This is a genomic window from Nonomuraea sp. NPDC004580 (assembly GCF_040609855.1).
GTDB classification, from domain to species: domain Bacteria; phylum Actinomycetota; class Actinomycetes; order Streptosporangiales; family Streptosporangiaceae; genus Nonomuraea; species Nonomuraea salmonea.
In genome coordinates, this window is record NZ_JBEXLH010000054.1 from 46,768 (window position 1) to 62,021 (window position 15,254).

Genomic DNA, 15,254 nt, shown 5'->3' on the forward strand with positions numbered 1-15,254 from the left:
AGGGCATGGTCGGCTTTGGCGTCGCGCGCCGCGCGTGAGAAGGTGCGGTATGCCCGAGCATGACCCGTCGCCGGATGTCATGAGCCAGCTCGTCCAGAGCATTCGCGATCCCGCCATCCTCATGCTCGACCCGCACGGCGTCGTCCTCAGCTGGAACGCCGGCGCCGAGCGCATCACCGGCTACACCGCGGGCGAGGCCGTCGGCGCCCACTTCTCCCTGTCGTACCCGTCCGCCGGGGTCGCCGCCGGCGACCCCGGCCGGGCTTTGGCGGCGGCCGCCTCCGGGGGCCGCTGGGAGGAGGAGTGCTGGCGAGTGCGCAAGGACGGCACCCGCTTCTGGGCCGGCGTCGCCATCACCGCCTTGCGCGACGCGGCGGGCGCCTTACGCGGCTTCGGCGAGGTGACTCACGACCTGACCACCCACCGCACCCCCGCTGGGCCGCCCGGCGAGCGCCTGAGCAAGAGGCCCGCCGCCGCGGCGACCGGCGAGCGCGGCCTGACCGAGCAGCGCGTCCCCGGCACTGCGGCCGGTGAACGTGAGCTGGGCGAGCGGCGCGCTGCCGCCGGGGTGGGCGGCGAGCGTGAGCTGCTGGTGTCGCGGCTGGCGCAGGCGCAGGAGCGGGAGCGGCGGCGGATCGCCTCCGGGGTTCATGACGACACCATCCAGTCCATGGTGGCCGTCGGGATGCGGCTGCGGTCGTGGGGTGCGAGCCTGCCGGCCGAGCAGGCGGCCACCGTTCGGGCGCTCGACGACGACGTCAACGCCGCCGTGCTGCGCCTGCGCGACCTCGCCTTCGCCCTGCGCCCGCCCGCCGACGGCCTGGTGGACAGCCTGGCCGGCTACCTCGAGCGGGTGATGCCCGCCGCGGGCCTCACCCACGAGCTGCGCCACGACCTCGACGCCGAGCCGTCCGACGAGACCGTGCTCGCCGTTTACCGCATCTGCCAGGAGGCGCTGACCAACGTCCGCAGGCACGCCGCCGCCCGGCACGTCACCGTGGAGCTGCGCTCGCTGGGCGCGGGCGTGCACGTACGCGTCCGGGACGACGGCGCGGGCCTGTCCCGGGCCGCCACCGAGCCCGGCCACTTCGGGCTGATCGAGATGCGGGAACGCGCCGAGACGGCCGGTGGATGGTGGACGATCCTCGGCCCTCCGGGGGCGGGCACGACCGTCGAGTTCTGGATCCCCACCCCACCACCAGCCGGCCACGGCTGACCTCCCGCGTCCCTGCCGCCCCCGATCAGGGCTGAGCGGGGGTCTCGCGGCCGTCGATGAGGGCGTTCGCCTGGCGGGCGATCTCCCATTCCTCGTCCGTCGGGATGACCAGCACGGCGACCTCCGCCCCTTCACCCGAGACGGCGCGTTCGGCGTCCGAGGGGGCTTCGTTGCGTTCCCGGTCCAGGGCGATGCCGAGGCGGGCGAGGCCGGTGAGGGATTCGGCGCGGGTGGCGGGGTCGTTCTCGCCGACGCCGCCGGTGAAGACGACGGCGTCCACGCGGCCGAGCAGCGCGTAGTAGGCGCCGACGTACTTGCGGATGCGGCGGGTGTAGATCGCGAGGGCCAGGACTGCGTCCTCGGCCCCGGACCTGGCGCGGGCGCGTACCTCGCGCATGTCGCTCGACCCGGTCAGGGCGAGCAGGCCGCCCGCGTGGCCGAGCGCGTTCTCGGCGCTCTCGGCGTCCGTGCCGTCCACCCGTGCCAGGTAGCCGGGCAGCGCCGGGTCCACGTCGCCTGAGCGGGTGCCCATCACCAGCCCTTCCAGCGGCGTCAGGCCCATCGAGGTGTCGACGCTGCGCCCGCCCGAGATGGCAGTGGCGCTGGCGCCGTTCCCCAGATGCAGCACGATCAGGTTCAGATCGGACAGGTCGCGGCCGAGGAAGGCGGCGGCGCGGCGGGAGACGTACGCGCAGGAGGTGCCGTGGAAGCCGAACCGCCGCACCCCGAGCCGCTCCCGCCACTCGCGCGGCACCGCGTACGTGTACGCCTCGGGCGGCAGCGTCAGCTGGAACGCCGTGTCGAACACCGCCACCTGCGGCACAGAAGGGAACGCCGCCCGCGCCACCCTGACCCCGGCCAGGTTGACCGGATTGTGCAGCGGCGCGAGCGGCGCCAGCTCCTCGATGGCCGCGATCACCCCGTCGTCCACCAGGACGGCCCGGTCGAACCGGGCGCCGCCGTGCACCACCCGATGCCCGACCGCGACGGGATCGAGCGCGGGACCGGCGGCCGCGAACGCCTCCATCATCGCCGCCAGCCCCTCGTCGTGACCCGGAAAGGGCCGCTCCCGCACGTACGGGGGGCCGTCGCCGTGACGGTGGGTGAGCCGGCCGCGCTCCTCGCCGATGCGCTCCACCAGCCCCCTGGCCGGGCGCTCCCGGCTGTCCACGTCCACCAGCTCGTACTTGATGGACGAGGAGCCGGTGTTCAGGACGAGAATGTGTCCGGCCATGTCCACGACCTGATCTCCGCCGGATCCTCGCCGTGCTCCCGCGTGTACGCGCGGGCCCGCAGCCGCTCGTCGCTCATCAGCTGGCGCAGGTGGGCCGCCTTGCTGCCGAGGCCGGGCACCCGGTCGATGACGTCCATGACCAGGTGGAAGCGGTCGATGTCGTTGAGCATGCACATGTCGAACGGCGTCGTCGTCGTGCCCTCCTCCTTGTAGCCGCGCACGTGGATGTTGTCGTGCCCGTGGCGGCGGTAGGTGAGCTGGTGGATCAGCGACGGGTAGCCGTGGAAGTTGAAGATCACCGGCCGGTCCACGGTGAACAGCGTGTCGAACTCGGCGTCCGGCATGCCGTGCGGATGCTCGGACTCCGGCTGCAGGCGCATCAGGTCCACCACGTTGACGACGCGGACCTTCAGCTCGGGCAGGTGCTCGCGCAGCAGCGCGGCCGCGGCCAGCGTCTCCAGGGTCGGCACGTCGCCCGCGCAGGCCAGCACGACGTCGGGTTCGCTGCCCTCGTCGCTGGAGGCCCACGGCAGGATGCCCAGGCCGCGCGTGCTGTGCGCGATAGCCTCGTCCATCGTGAACAGGTCGAGCACCGGCTGCTTGCCCGCCACGATCACGTTGACGTAGTCGCGCGAGCGCAGGCAGTGGTCGCCCACCGACAGCAGCGTGTTGGCGTCCGGCGGCAGGTAGACCCGCACCACCGACGCCTTCTTGTTGATGACGACGTCGAGGAAGCCCGGGTCCTGGTGGCTGAAGCCGTTGTGGTCCTGCCGCCACACGTGCGACGACAGCAGGTACGTCAGTGACGCCACCGGCCGCCGCCACGGGATCTTCTGCGACGACTCCAGCCACTTGGCGTGCTGGTTGAACATGGCGTCCACGATGTGGATGAACGCCTCGTAGCAGTTAAACAGCCCATGCCTGCCGGTCAGCAGGTAGCCCTCCAGCCAGCCCTGGCACAGGTGCTCGCTCAGCACCTCCATGACGCGGCCGCCGGCGCAGAGGTTCTCGTCGGTGGGCAGCGTCTCGGCGTTCCACGCCCGGTCGGTCACCTCGAACACCGACGACAGCCGGTTCGACGCCGTCTCGTCCGGCCCCATGAGCCGGAACGTCTTCGGGTTGGCCGCGATCACGTCGCGCAGCAGCCCGCCGAGCACCCGCGTCGGCTCGCTCGACTGCGTGGCCGGCGCCTTGACCTCGACCGCGAGGCGGCGGAAGTCGGGCAGCCGCAGCGGTTCGAGCAGCTCGCCGCCGTTGGTGTGCGGGTTGGCGCTCATCCTGCGCTCGCCGCGCGGCACCGTCTCCAGGATCGCCCCGACCGGCTTTCCGTCCGCGCCGAACAGCTCCTCCGGCCGGTACGACCGCATCCACTCCTCCAGGAGGGCCAGGTGCGTGGCGTTCTCGCGGACCTTGGCCAGCGGCACCTGGTGCGACCGCCACGTGCCTTCGACCGGCAGCCCGTCGACCTCGCGCGGACCCGTCCAGCCCTTCGGCGTGCGCAGGATGATCATCGGCAGCCGGCCGGCGTCGCCCGCCTTGTACGCGGCCAGCTCGTCGAACGCGGTGTCCAGCGTGCCCGCCATCTCCTCGTGGTCGGGGCCCACCAGGTGGGGGCGGTAACCGTACCCCTCCATGAGTTTGATCAGCTCGTCCGTCGGGATGCGGGCGAGGACCGTCGGGTTGGCGATCTTGTAGCCGTTCAGGTGCAGGATGGGCAGCACCGTCCCGTCGCGGCGGCGGTCGAGGAACTTGTTGGAGTGCCAGCTCCCGGCCAGCGGGCCCGTCTCGGCCTCGCCGTCGCCGATGATGCAGGTCACGACCAGGTCGGGGTTGTCGAAGGCGGCGCCGTACGCGTGCGCCAGCGCGTACCCCAGCTCGCCGCCCTCGTGGATCGAGCCGGGCGTCTCCGGCGCGACGTGGCTCGGCACCCCGCCGGGGAAGGAGAACTGCCTGAACAGCCGGCGCATCCCCATGACGTCCTGCGACACGTCGGGATAGCGCTCGGAGTACGACCCCTCCAGCCAGGCGTGCGCCACCGCGGCGGGACCGCCGTGACCTGGCCCCGCGATGTAGATCATGTCCTGGTCCCGCTCGCGGATCACCCGGTTGAGGTGGGCGAAGCAGAAGTTCAGGCCCGGCGTCGTCCCCCAGTGGCCGAGCAGCCGCGGCTTGATGTGCTCCGGCCGCAGCGGCTCGGTGAGCAGTGGATTGTCCAGCAGGTAGATCTGCCCGACGGACAGGTAGTTCGCCGCCCGCCAGTACGCGTCGATTCGGTCCATGCCCCTGCTGCTTCCACCACAGGATTGCCGCAATCCCCCCGGAAGGCGAATTCCACTGAGCTGCTAAAGACTCCGCTCCGCCATGCGCGGAATCAACCGCGCGGGGTACACGGTTACGGGACGATGGGACCAGGCATGATCGGCTTGGCGCCACGAGGCTTGGCGACACGGCGTTTGGCGACACGAGGAGGCAAAGCGTGAACGGCGACATCACCCAGAGCCAGGAGTGGGCGGCCCTGGGCAAGCACCACGAAGAGCTGGCGGGCAGGCACCTGCGCGAGCTGTTCGCGGACGACCCGGGCCGGGCCGGGCGCATGACGGTGACCGCCGGCGACCTCTATCTCGACTACGCCAAGCACCGCGCGACACAGGAGACGTTCGACCTGCTCACGGCGCTGGCCGAGCGGGCCGGGCTGCGCGAGCGCATCGACGCCATGTTCGGCGGCGACCACATCAACGTCAGCGAGGACCGCGCGGTCCTCCACGTCGCGCTGCGCCTGCCGCGCAGCGCCGAGCTCGTCGTCGACGGGCAGGACGTCGTGGCCGACGTGCACGCCGTGCTCGACAAGATGAGCGGCTTCGCCGACCGGGTCAGGTCCAAGGAGTGGAAGGGCGCCACCGGCAGGCCCATCGAGACCGTCGTCAACATCGGCATCGGCGGCTCCGACCTCGGCCCCGCGATGGCCTACGAGGCGCTGCGCGACTACGCCGACGCCGGCATCACCGCCCGCTTCGTCTCCAACATCGACCCGGCCGACATCACCGGCAACCTCGCCGGCCTCGACCCGGCCACCACGCTGTTCGTGGTCAGCTCCAAGACCTTCACCACGCTCGAGACCCTCACCAACGCCAGGGTCGCGCGCCGCTGGCTGGTCGAGGCACTCGGCGAGGAGGCCGTGGCCAAGCACTTCGTGGCCGTCTCCACCAACGCGGCGAAGGTCGAGGAGTTCGGCATCGACACCGCCAACATGTTCGGCTTCTGGGACTGGGTGGGCGGCCGCTACTCCTACGACGGCGCCATCGGCCTGTCCCTGATGATCGCCATCGGGCCCGAGCGCTTCCGCGAGATGCTCGACGGCTTCCACACCATCGACGAGCACTTCCGCACCGCGCCGTTCAAGGAGAACATGCCGGTGCTGATGGCCCTGCTCGGCATCTGGTACACCGACTTCTTCGGCGCCGAGACCCGCGCCGTGCTGCCCTACAGCCAGCGGCTGCACCGCTTCCCCGCCTACCTCCAGCAGCTCACGATGGAGTCCAACGGCAAGTCCGTACGCGCCGACGGCACCCCCGTCACCGCCACCACGGGCGAGATCTTCTGGGGCGAGCCCGGCACCAACGGCCAGCACGCCTTCTACCAGCTGCTCCACCAGGGCACCCGGCTCGTGCCCGCCGACTTCATCGGCTTCGCCGAGCCCCACGAAGACCGCGAGGGCATGCACGACCAGCTCACCGCCAACCTGCTGGCCCAGACCTCCGCGCTGGCCTTCGGCAAGACCGCCGACGAGATCGCGGCCGAGGGCACCGCGCCCGAGATCGTGCCCCACAAGGTGATGCCGGGCAACCGGCCGACCTCCACGATCCTCGCGCCCAAGCTCACCCCGTCCACGCTCGGCCAGCTCGTCGCCCTCTACGAGCACATCGTGTTCGTAGAGGGCACCATCTGGGGCATCGACTCCTTCGACCAGTGGGGGGTCGAGCTGGGCAAGAAGATGGCGCTCGACCTCGCGCCCGCGCTGATCTCCGACGCCCCGCCCACCTCCTTCCCCGACCCCTCCACCGAACAACTCATCCGCCGCTACCGCGCGCTGCGGGGAAGGCGCGTCTGACGTGAACGCCACGGGGGAGCCCCCGACACCGGCCACGCCCGCCCCTCCCGCCGCGGCGGGAGGGGCGCCAGGCCAGGAGTCCGGTGCGGCGGGGGCGCTGGTGTTGTTCGGCATCACCGGCGACCTCGCCCGCAAGATGCTGCTGCCGGCCCTCTACCGCCTGACCGCCGACGGCCGGCTCGACCTGCCGATCATCGGCGTCGCCAGGACCGACCTCGACCTCGACGGGCTGCGCGAGCACGCCCGCGAGGCGTGCGGTGGGCCGCGCGACGCCGCGTTCGACAGGCTGGCCGGCAACCTGCGGCTCGTCGCCGGCGACTACCGCGACCCCGGCACCTTCACCCGGCTGGCCGACGAGGTCCGGGGCAAGGGCTTCCTCGTCCACTACCTCGCCGTGCCGCCCGCCCTGTTCGCCCCCGTCGCCGAGGGACTGGCCGGGGCGGGCCTCAACCACGACGCGCGGCTGGTCGTGGAGAAACCGTTCGGCCACGACCTCGGCTCCGCCCGCGCGCTCAACGACCAGCTGCTCCAGCACTTCGACGAAGACCACCTGCGCCGGGTCGACCACTTCCTCGGCAAGGAGCCGGTCGAGGACCTCCTGGTCTTCAGGTTCGCCAACATGCTGCTGGAGCCCATCTGGAACCGCTCCTACATCCGCAGCATCCAGATCACCATGGCCGAAGAGTTCGACGTACGTGACCGGGGCGTCTTCTACGACGCCAACGGCACCGTGCGCGACGTCGTGCAAAACCACCTGCTGCAGCTCCTCGCCCTCCTCGCGATGGACCCGCCGCCGTCCACCGACGCCCGGGCCCAGCTCGACGAGAAGTGGCGGGTGCTGCGGGCGGTGCAGACCATCGACCCGGCCGACGTCGTACGCGGCCAATACACCGGCTACCTCGACACCGGCGGCGTGCGCCCCGGCTCCACCACCGAGACCTACGTCGCCCTGCGCGCCTACATCGACAACTGGCGCTGGGCCGGCGTGCCCTGGTGCATCCGCTCCGGCAAGGCGCTGCCCACCACCGATCTCGAAGTCGTCGCCGAGCTGCGCCGCCCGCCGGTCACCATGTTCAGCGACGCCCACGCACCCGGCAGCCCCAACCTCATCCGCTTCCGCCTGCAGCCCGACGCGGGCGTCACCTTCGACCTCCTGGCCAAGGAGCCCGGTAAGCAGAACACCCGCCCGGTGCCGGTCAGCGTCGACTTCACCAAAGAGCTCGGCCCGATGGACGCCGCCTACGAACGCATCCTCGCCGACGCGGTCAGCGGCGACCCCCGCAGGTTCGCCAGGTTCGACCTGGTGGAGGAGTCCTGGCGCATCGTCCAGCCCCTCCTCGACCTGCCGGAGCCGCCCTTGCCGTACGAACCCGGCACCTGGGGCCCCGCGCCGGCGGCGGACATCGCCCCGGGCGGCTGGCACGAGATCTCCACCACCTTCGACTGACCCACGACTTCGACCGAACCACGACGGGGGCGCGCGCACGGGCACACCTCGCGAGGGCCGTCCGCGCGAGGGCCGTCCGCGCGAGGGCCGTCCGCGCGAGGGCCGTGCCGTGCCGCGCCTCCTGACACGTGCCGGTGCCCCTGGCGGGTGCCGTCCGGTAACCCCCGAGGGGCGGCCGCCCGGCGGTGAGCAGCGTGTTCGACGGGGCGACGTCCGGGGGCGACGATGGGGTCATGGACCTCATGGAACTGGTCGAGAAGTCGAAGGACGCCGCGACGGTCAGCCGGGTCTTCGGTGAGCCCGTCCGGCACGGCGACATCGTCGTCATCCCGGTCGCCAGGGTCGCTCAGGGCGGCGGCGGAGGGCAGGGCCAGGGCACGGGTGAGAAGGGCGACGAAGGCGGCGGCAGCGGCGGCGGCAGCGGCGGCGGCTTCGGCTACAGCGCCACCCCTGCCGGTGTCTTCGTCCTGAAGGACGGCGAGGCCCTGTGGCGCCCCGCGATCGACGTCAACCGCATCGTCATCGGCGGACAGTTCGTCGCAGTCGTCCTGCTGTGGACCCTGCGCTCGATCCTCAAACGCCGCCGTCGCAAGCGCTGACCCAACACCCCGCCGCCGACCCCTCATGAACGCCGGGTTCGCGGTGACAGTCCTGCACTGCCACCGCGACCGGCCGAAACCGGCCCCGCTCACACAAGCGACCTCCGGCCCCCACGCCTCCCACTGCGCACCTCAGCCACAGGCGCCGAAGACCGGCGAGGCCCCCTCCCGCTTCGAGGCCGGCGATGCCGGTCGCCTTGCCGAGGGTCGGTGAGCTCGGTTTCGTTGTTCGGGGGCTCGGTGAGGTGGGTCCCGTCGCCTCCCGGCGGTGTGAAGCCGGCCTCCGTGATCGAGAGCTGGACAGGCGGGCTTCGTTGGCCCGAGATGGGTGAATGAGGATCGGCAGCGGGTGGGGGCTGGTGGAGGGGAGGTCGTAGGGTGAGCGGGTGACAGCTTTGGGACAGGTTATGGCTTTTGGTGGCGTGGTGGTGCTCGGGGCGATGTCGCCAGGGCCCGACTTCGCGGTGGTCGTGCGGCGTTCGGCCGTTTCCGGTCGCGTGCACGGGATGGCCGCCGCTTCTGGAATCGCCGTGGGTGTCTTCGCCTGGGTGGTCGCCGCAGCCACGGGGGTGGCCGCGCTGCTCGCGGCGTCCGCCGCCGCCTTCACCGTCGTCAAGGTGGTCGGCGCGGCCTATCTGCTCTATCTCGGCGTACGGTCGCTGCTCGCGGCCTGGCGCGGTGGCGGCACCCTGCGGCTGGACGTCCCGGATGCGGGCACGCGGGGGCCGGGGGCCGCGTTCATGGAGGGCTTCCTGACCAACGTCCTCAACCCGAAGGCCGCCCTGTTCTTCGTGGCGCTGGTGCCGCAGTTCCTCGGAGCGGGGGCGCCGGTGGTGGCGCTTTCAGCGGCGGCGCTGGTCGGGACGGTCGCCTGGTTCCTGGTGGTGGCCAACGTGGTGGGAGCCCTGCGCAAACTGTTCGCCCGTCCGAACGTACGCCGCGCAGTGGACGCCCTGACCGGCGTGGCCCTGGTGGCCCTGGGCCTCAAACTCGCCACCTCGACCCGCCCCTGACCATCGCCCGCCTGAGCGGTCTCGACGCGGGGGGGCGGGAGCGCGAGCGCGCGGTGTTGCGTGCGCGTTCGCGCCCTGCGGAACAGGTGTGTTGTGTGCGCGCGTTCGCTCAATGCGGGGGCGATGTGTCCCTTGGCCGGTCCGCGTGGCTCGTGCGTCAGGCGATGGTGACGCCTAGGAGGTGGCCCAGGCCGAAGGTGACCGTGGCGGCGCCGACGCCCAGGGCGAGTTGGCGCAGGCCGCCCAGCCACCACGGACGGGCCGTCAGGACTGCCACGACCGCGCCGAAGCCGAACAGGGCGATCACGCTCACCAGCAACGCCACCAGCAGCCCGGACGCCCCGAACAGGAACGGCGCCAGCGGCACCAGTGCGCCGGCGGCGAAGGCGCAGAACGACGAGCCGGCGGCCACGTACGGGGACGGCAGGTCGTCGGGGTCCACGCCGAGTTCCTCGCGGACGTGCACCCGCAGCGCCTGCTCGGGGTCCGCGGACAGGCCGTCGGCCACCCGTTCGGCCAGCTCGGCGTCGAGGCCCCGCGCGCGGTAGAGCGCCACCAGCTCGGCGCGCTCGCCGACCGGGTTGCGGGCCAGCTCGCGGCGCTCGACCGCGATCTCCGCCCGCATCAGCTCGGTCTGCGACTTCACGGACGTGTACTCGCCGGCCGCCATCGAGCACGCACCGGCGAACAGCCCCGCGAACCCGGCCAGCACCGCCCCCTGCCCTGCCCCCGCCGCGCCGACCACTCCGGCGATCAGCGCGAAGTTGGACACGAGCCCATCCATCGCCCCGAACACCGCCGGTCGCAGCCATCCACCGGTCACGTCCCGGTGGGTGTGGTGCTGCTCGGGAGAGTGCGGACGAGCGAGCTCGATCGTCATACGTTTTCCTCCGATTTTGGATCTCTCATGAAGAATGTGGCATATGCTCCACAAGATCCGCAACGAAGGCGAGCCTTGCCTGACCTGCGGTGTTGACGGGCTTTTCGGCGTTCTGTGCTCGCCCGATCATGGACGGTGGCATCGCTCCAACCGCCCATCAGTGACCGGTGCAACCGTCCGTCGGCGGCCCTTGACGGTGCCGGACGGCCCTGCGAAGGGCGGCCTCATGCTCACCGGGTGCGGGGGCGGGCGCCGCACAGCCCGCCGAGGGAATGCACGGGTGCGATTCGCTTGCGATGCGCTTGGAGCCGAGTTCGACATGCGGCCGCGGCCAGATGGCGGACGCGGGGCGACGCCCCCGCACCCGAAGAGGAGGCTGCGGCCCTGACGTGTCACGCCCGCACCCGAAGAAGGAGGCTGGGGCTTCGAGGTGTCACGGCCGCACCCGAAGAAGGAGGCTGCGGCCCTGACGTGTCAGGCGTGGGCTGGGGTCGGTGCCGCTGCTTCAGTCTTGGCGGGGTGGATGAGGGTGGCGCATTCCTCGATGGTCTCCTCCAGCAGCCTGCGGAGCAGGGCGTCCGGGTCCGGGATGCAGGCCTGGACGATGCCGACCACCGCCAGCTGCACCGCGTTCGGGGCGGCGTAGCGGCGGAAGCCCTTATCCGTGATGCGGGCGGCACGGCTGAAGCGGCGGGCCTGTTCGGCCGCGTGCGGCACCTCGGCCATCGCGCGGCGGCTGCGCTCGCTCATCCGTCCGGACGGCGCCCCGTCGAGGCGGGCGAGCATCTCCTCGGCCGCGAGCACCGAGACGGCCAGGGCGAGCTGGCGTTCGGCGGCGGCGACCGGCAGGGCGGTGGTGGCGCAGCGCAGCGCGATGTGCGCGTCCACACGCAGGTCGTCGCTGTTCAGGCCGATGATGGACGGTACGAGATGGACGAGCTTGGCCCGGTTCTCGTCGTCGGTGTTGTCGTTGACGAGCCTGGCGAGCGCGGCCAGCAGCGGATGTGTGCAGGCCGGGTGGTCGCTCCAGCGCTCGCCGGCCAGGTAGGAGGCGAGTTCCATGAAGCAGGCACCGCGTTTCGGGTTGCGATGCCTGCCACGGGAAAGGACCGGCAGGTGATCAAGGTGATTGTCCACGGGTGCTCCACTGCTCCACGCGATCGCCGTCTATCCAGTCTGCGCCGTCGTGCGGCTCAATGCCAGTGATGCGATGAACGTTCCCTCTACCCCGTACAGCCACACTTCAACGCGGACGAACCACCCTTTACGGCTCCACGAAGACGGCGACCGTGCGACCCGGAATGGTCAGCGTCCCGGTGGACGGGTCGTACGACGACGACCGTACGACCGGATCGGCCGACTCCGCCTGGACGGGATGGAGCGTCACGTGCGAACCGGCGGCCTGGGCCTGAGGTGACGGCGTGGCGTTGAAGACCACCGTGACCGACCGCCACAGCTCGTCCAGGCCCGAGGTGTCGATGCGCATCGCGATCACTCCCTCGCCGGAATCCGGGAACGTCAGCCGCCGCCGCACCTCCTCGGCCGTCCCGAGCGCGAAGGCCGGCGTCGAGGACCGGATCCGCAGCAGCTCGCCGACCATGGCGCGGGCCGCCCTGATGTCGGCGGGACCGGGCCGCAGAGAAGGGTCGGCGAGCAGCGGGCGGGCGTACGGCCAGCGGGCCTCGTTGTCGCGCCGCGGCGGCAGCCCCGCGCCGAAGCCGTTGCCCTGCGCGCAGTCCCACAGCAGCCGGTTGAACCAGTCGCCGGAGTCGTAGGAGTTGCGGTCGAGCGACTTCGAGCGCAGCCGCTCGCTGCCCGCGTGCAGGAACGCCATGCCCTGCGCCAGCAGCACCACCGCCAGCGACAGCACCTGCATGCGCACCCGGTCGGCCATCGGCGTGCCCTGCGGCAGCTTGTACGCCAGCGCGTCGTACAGGGTCTCGTTGTCGTGCGCGTCCACGTACGCGACCGCCTCGCCCGGCGCGGCGGTGTATCCGGCGGGCATGCCGTTGTACCAGATCTCCGAGCCCGCCCGCCCGGACGGCAGCACGTAACCGGCCAGGGCGCCGGTGAGGCCGATCTTGATGAGCTCGCAGTAGCGGGCCAGCCGCTCGCGCTGCTGGTCGGGGCCGCCGTTGACGGGGGCGCCGTTCGGCGCGCCGGCCAGGCCCGAGCCGAAGCCCTGCCCGCGCGGGTCGGCGTCGAAGGGGGCGCCGCCGCGCACCGCGTCGCGCAGCCGGTCGTTGAACGTCGCGATGCCGGTGCCCGCCAGGTTGGCCTGGGCGGCCTGCACGAACCTGGCGTCACCGGCCACCTCGCCGAAGCTCCACCCCTCCCCGTACAGGATGATCGACTTCCCGTCGACCCCGTCGGCGGCGGGCGTGAGCGCGTCGAGCGCGCGGCGGACGGCGAGCAGGTTGGACTTCGGGTGGTGGCCCATGAGGTCGAAGCGGAAGCCGTCGATGCGGTAGTGGCGGGCCCAGGTGACGACCGAGTCGACGACGAGCTTGCCCATCATGAGGTGCTCGGGGGCGGTGTTGGCGCAGCAGGTGGAGGTGGCGAGCGAGCCGTCGTCCAGCAGCCGGTGGTAGTAGCCGGGCACGATGGGGTCGAGCACGGCGGTGGAGTGGGTGTGGTTGTAGACGACGTCCATGACGACGCGCAGCCCCGCCTCGTGCAGGGCGGCCACCATCGCGCGGAACTCGCGGACCCGGGTGTCCGGGCCGGTCGCGTACGAACCCTCCGGCACCGTGTAGTGCAGCGGGTCGTAGCCCCAGTTGTAGGAGTCGGTGGCGGCGGTGCGGGCCACGATCTCCTGCTGCCGCTCGGAGTCGGGCGGCAGCGCGGCCAGCTCGCCGGCGGGAGGCTCGGTACGGTCCTCGCGCCGCTCGGGGATGGTCGCCACGTCGAACACCGGCAGCAGGTGCACGTGCGTGACCCCGTCGGCAGCAAGGGCGCGCAGCTCGCGTGTCCCGTCGGAGTCGAGGATGAAGGCCGCGTACGTGCCGCGCAGCTCCTCCGGCACGGTCGGGTCGGCGGCGGAGAAGTCGCGGACGTGCAGCTCGTAGACCACCGCCCGGTGCTGCGGCACCGGCGGCGGCGCGGCGTGCCGGTCCCAGCCGGGCGGTTTGAGCGCCGCCCTGGTCAGGCAGACGATCCTGCTGCGCCGGCCGTCGGCGGTGACGTCCACGCCGTACGGGTCGGTGACCTCGTTCGTCACCACCGCCCCCGCATCGGGCGAGTAGACGGTCACCAGGTACGTGTACTCCAGCCCCCACCACGCGGGCGGCCCGTGCGCCGTCCACACGCCGGTCTCGTCGTCGCGCCGCATGCGGTGCACCCGCCGCCCCGTGGGGCCGTACAGGGCCAGCTCGACCTTCCGCGCGGTCGGCGCCCAGACCGCGAGCTTCGGGAACATCTTCCCCGACGGGCCCAGCACGGCGCCGGCGGCGGCCGCGTACAGGTCGTCGAGGACGCCGGGCAGCTGCACGCCGGTCACGGCCTCGACCCGGCCCTCGGGATCGCGCCGCACGGCCACCACCTGGCCGCGCAGCGCCTCGGGGACGAGGTCGGCGTCCTGCGGATCCACCTTGTACGCGGGATGCCCGGCCAGGTGCGGCCACCTGACGCGCTGCTGCCCGGTGAGCCTGCCCGGCATCAGCCGGATCAGGCAGGCCCCGCAGTCCTGCTCGCCGTGGGCCCACGGCACGTCGCCGGGGTGGAAGACCAGGAACGCGCCCTCCTGGCAGGCCGGCTCGCCCGGCCACACCACGGTGTCGCGGTCGATCCAGTGTGCCCTGGCCTCGCTGAGGCGCCCGTCGTCACTCTCGGCAGGGCGCTCCCGCGGCGCTTCCCTGTCGTCGCGTCTGCGAATGATGTCTCTCAGGCTCTTCGCCCCCTCGCCCATCGGGCACCCCCGCACCGCACCCCCGTACGGAGCCTCAGCGTCCTCGTTCCCACCTGAGCGGCGGTGAAGCGAAGCGCCCCGGAATGGTCCTCTTTGCCATGTTTGCCGCAGCGTGACCATGACCGCGAACACGACGAGTATTTGACCAATAACAGTAAGTGATTAGATGCTGGGTTGGTGGACGGTTTTCTCGACGAGACCTGCGACGGTGCGACCGAGCTGCGCGTGCACGGCGTCTCGGGCACGCCGCCGGCCGGAGTCCTCGCCCATCCCCACCCCGGGCTCGTCGCGGGCGACGGCACCACCGGGTTCTATCGCCGCTGGTGGGAGGGCGGTCCGCCGGCCGGAGAGCACGCCGACGTGCCGGGCGTGCGTCACCGTGAGGCCTACGCCTGGGGCCACCTCACCTCCGGCGGGCGGGCCATCGCGCTGTGGCTGCTCCTGCTGCCGTTCTCGCTCGCCAACCTGGCCTACTTCATGCTCCCCAGACCCGCCGGGGCCAGGCGGCTGCGGCACGTGACCGAGGCGGGGCAGCGGCTGTTCGCGCTGCTGCTCACCGGCACGCTGGTCGGCGCGGTAACCCGGGCCGGCGTCGACCTCGTCGGCTGGCAGTGCACCGCTTCCGGCCGGGCCTGCGCCGCCGACACCGCGCCCGTCTGGGTGCGGTGGCTCGCCGTGCTCTGGGGCGACGAGCCGTCGCGGCGGCTGGCGGTCACGTCTCTGCTGCCGCTGGCGATCGTGGTCCTGCTGTGGTGGCTCGCCCGGCGCACCTGGCGCCGCGACGAGAACACCCGCCCCCCGGACGGCCCGGCGGCCCCACCGGCGGCCGGCGTCCCTGCCCCCCGCACCC

At 72.2% G+C, this 15,254-nt stretch carries 10 protein-coding genes and 1 pseudogene; 6 read left to right on the top strand and 5 right to left on the bottom strand.

The features are described from left to right. The first annotated feature begins 49 nt into the window (after nt 1–49). On the top strand, nt 50–1,216 hold the full coding sequence (locus ABZW11_RS36255; protein ID WP_355427477.1) for a PAS domain-containing protein: 1,167 nt from the start codon (nt 50–52) through the stop codon (nt 1,214–1,216). Between the two features lie 25 nt (nt 1,217–1,241). Here ABZW11_RS36255 and ABZW11_RS36260 read toward each other — a convergent pair whose 3' ends face one another. Further along, complete coding sequence (locus ABZW11_RS36260; protein ID WP_355427480.1) at nt 1,242–2,450, bottom strand: acetate kinase; 1,209 nt, start codon at nt 2,448–2,450, stop codon at nt 1,242–1,244. Continuing rightward, a complete protein-coding gene (locus ABZW11_RS36265) occupies nt 2,426–4,729 on the bottom strand; it encodes a phosphoketolase family protein (protein ID WP_355427483.1) in 2,304 nt (767 codons plus the stop codon). The genes ABZW11_RS36260 and ABZW11_RS36265 overlap by 25 nt, the downstream gene beginning before the upstream one ends. A gap of 197 nt (nt 4,730–4,926) precedes the next feature. Here ABZW11_RS36265 and pgi point away from each other — a divergent pair, with 197 nt between their 5' ends. The 4 genes from pgi to ABZW11_RS36285 all read left to right on the top strand — a co-directional run bounded on the left by pgi (nt 4,927) and on the right by ABZW11_RS36285 (nt 9,617). Beyond that, on the top strand, nt 4,927–6,558 hold the full coding sequence (pgi, locus tag ABZW11_RS36270) for a glucose-6-phosphate isomerase (RefSeq protein ID WP_355427486.1): 1,632 nt from the start codon (nt 4,927–4,929) through the stop codon (nt 6,556–6,558). 1 nt (nt 6,559) lies between these two features. Next, nucleotides 6,560–8,005 (top strand): glucose-6-phosphate dehydrogenase, encoded by a 1,446-nt coding sequence (gene zwf, locus ABZW11_RS36275; RefSeq protein ID WP_355427489.1) that lies wholly within the window; start codon nt 6,560–6,562, stop codon nt 8,003–8,005. Nucleotides 8,006–8,238: 233 nt separating this feature from the next. Next, nucleotides 8,239–8,604 carry a spore germination protein GerW family protein gene (locus tag ABZW11_RS36280; RefSeq protein ID WP_355427492.1) on the top strand — a complete coding sequence of 122 codons (366 nt, stop codon included), beginning with the start codon at nt 8,239–8,241 and terminating at the stop codon, nt 8,602–8,604. Nucleotides 8,605–9,011: 407 nt separating this feature from the next. After that, nucleotides 9,012–9,617, top strand: a complete 606-nt coding sequence (locus ABZW11_RS36285; protein ID WP_355427495.1) for a LysE family translocator — start codon at nt 9,012–9,014, stop codon at nt 9,615–9,617. Between the two features lie 157 nt (nt 9,618–9,774). Here ABZW11_RS36285 and ABZW11_RS36290 read toward each other — a convergent pair whose 3' ends face one another. The 3 genes from ABZW11_RS36290 to pulA all read right to left on the bottom strand — a co-directional run bounded on the left by ABZW11_RS36290 (nt 9,775) and on the right by pulA (nt 14,404). Continuing rightward, nucleotides 9,775–10,497 (bottom strand): VIT1/CCC1 transporter family protein, encoded by a 723-nt coding sequence (locus ABZW11_RS36290; RefSeq protein ID WP_355427498.1) that lies wholly within the window; start codon nt 10,495–10,497, stop codon nt 9,775–9,777. A gap of 474 nt (nt 10,498–10,971) precedes the next feature. Beyond that, nucleotides 10,972–11,559, bottom strand: coding sequence for a hypothetical protein (locus tag ABZW11_RS36295; RefSeq protein ID WP_355427501.1), 588 nt, complete (start codon nt 11,557–11,559; stop codon nt 10,972–10,974). Between the two features lie 202 nt (nt 11,560–11,761). Next, on the bottom strand, nt 11,762–14,404 hold the full coding sequence (gene pulA, locus ABZW11_RS36300; RefSeq protein WP_355427504.1) for a pullulanase-type alpha-1,6-glucosidase: 2,643 nt from the start codon (nt 14,402–14,404) through the stop codon (nt 11,762–11,764). 177 nt (nt 14,405–14,581) lie between these two features. Here pulA and ABZW11_RS36305 point away from each other — a divergent pair. Beyond that, nucleotides 14,582–15,254: pseudogene (locus ABZW11_RS36305) on the top strand (hypothetical protein); the annotation flags it as partial.

Coding starts and splice junctions, on each gene's coding strand:
- ABZW11_RS36285 (WP_355427495.1), top strand. CDS start 9,012: ATGGCTTTTGGTGGCGTGGTGGTGCTCGGGGCGATGTCGCCAGGGCCC.
- ABZW11_RS36290 (WP_355427498.1), bottom strand. CDS start 10,497: ATGACGATCGAGCTCGCTCGTCCGCACTCTCCCGAGCAGCACCACACC.
- ABZW11_RS36295 (WP_355427501.1), bottom strand. CDS start 11,559: ATGGAACTCGCCTCCTACCTGGCCGGCGAGCGCTGGAGCGACCACCCG.
- ABZW11_RS36265 (WP_355427483.1), bottom strand. CDS start 4,729: ATGGACCGAATCGACGCGTACTGGCGGGCGGCGAACTACCTGTCCGTC.
- ABZW11_RS36255 (WP_355427477.1), top strand. CDS start 50: ATGCCCGAGCATGACCCGTCGCCGGATGTCATGAGCCAGCTCGTCCAG.
- ABZW11_RS36260 (WP_355427480.1), bottom strand. CDS start 2,450: ATGGCCGGACACATTCTCGTCCTGAACACCGGCTCCTCGTCCATCAAG.
- ABZW11_RS36280 (WP_355427492.1), top strand. CDS start 8,239: ATGGACCTCATGGAACTGGTCGAGAAGTCGAAGGACGCCGCGACGGTC.
- pulA (WP_355427504.1), bottom strand. CDS start 14,404: ATGGGCGAGGGGGCGAAGAGCCTGAGAGACATCATTCGCAGACGCGAC.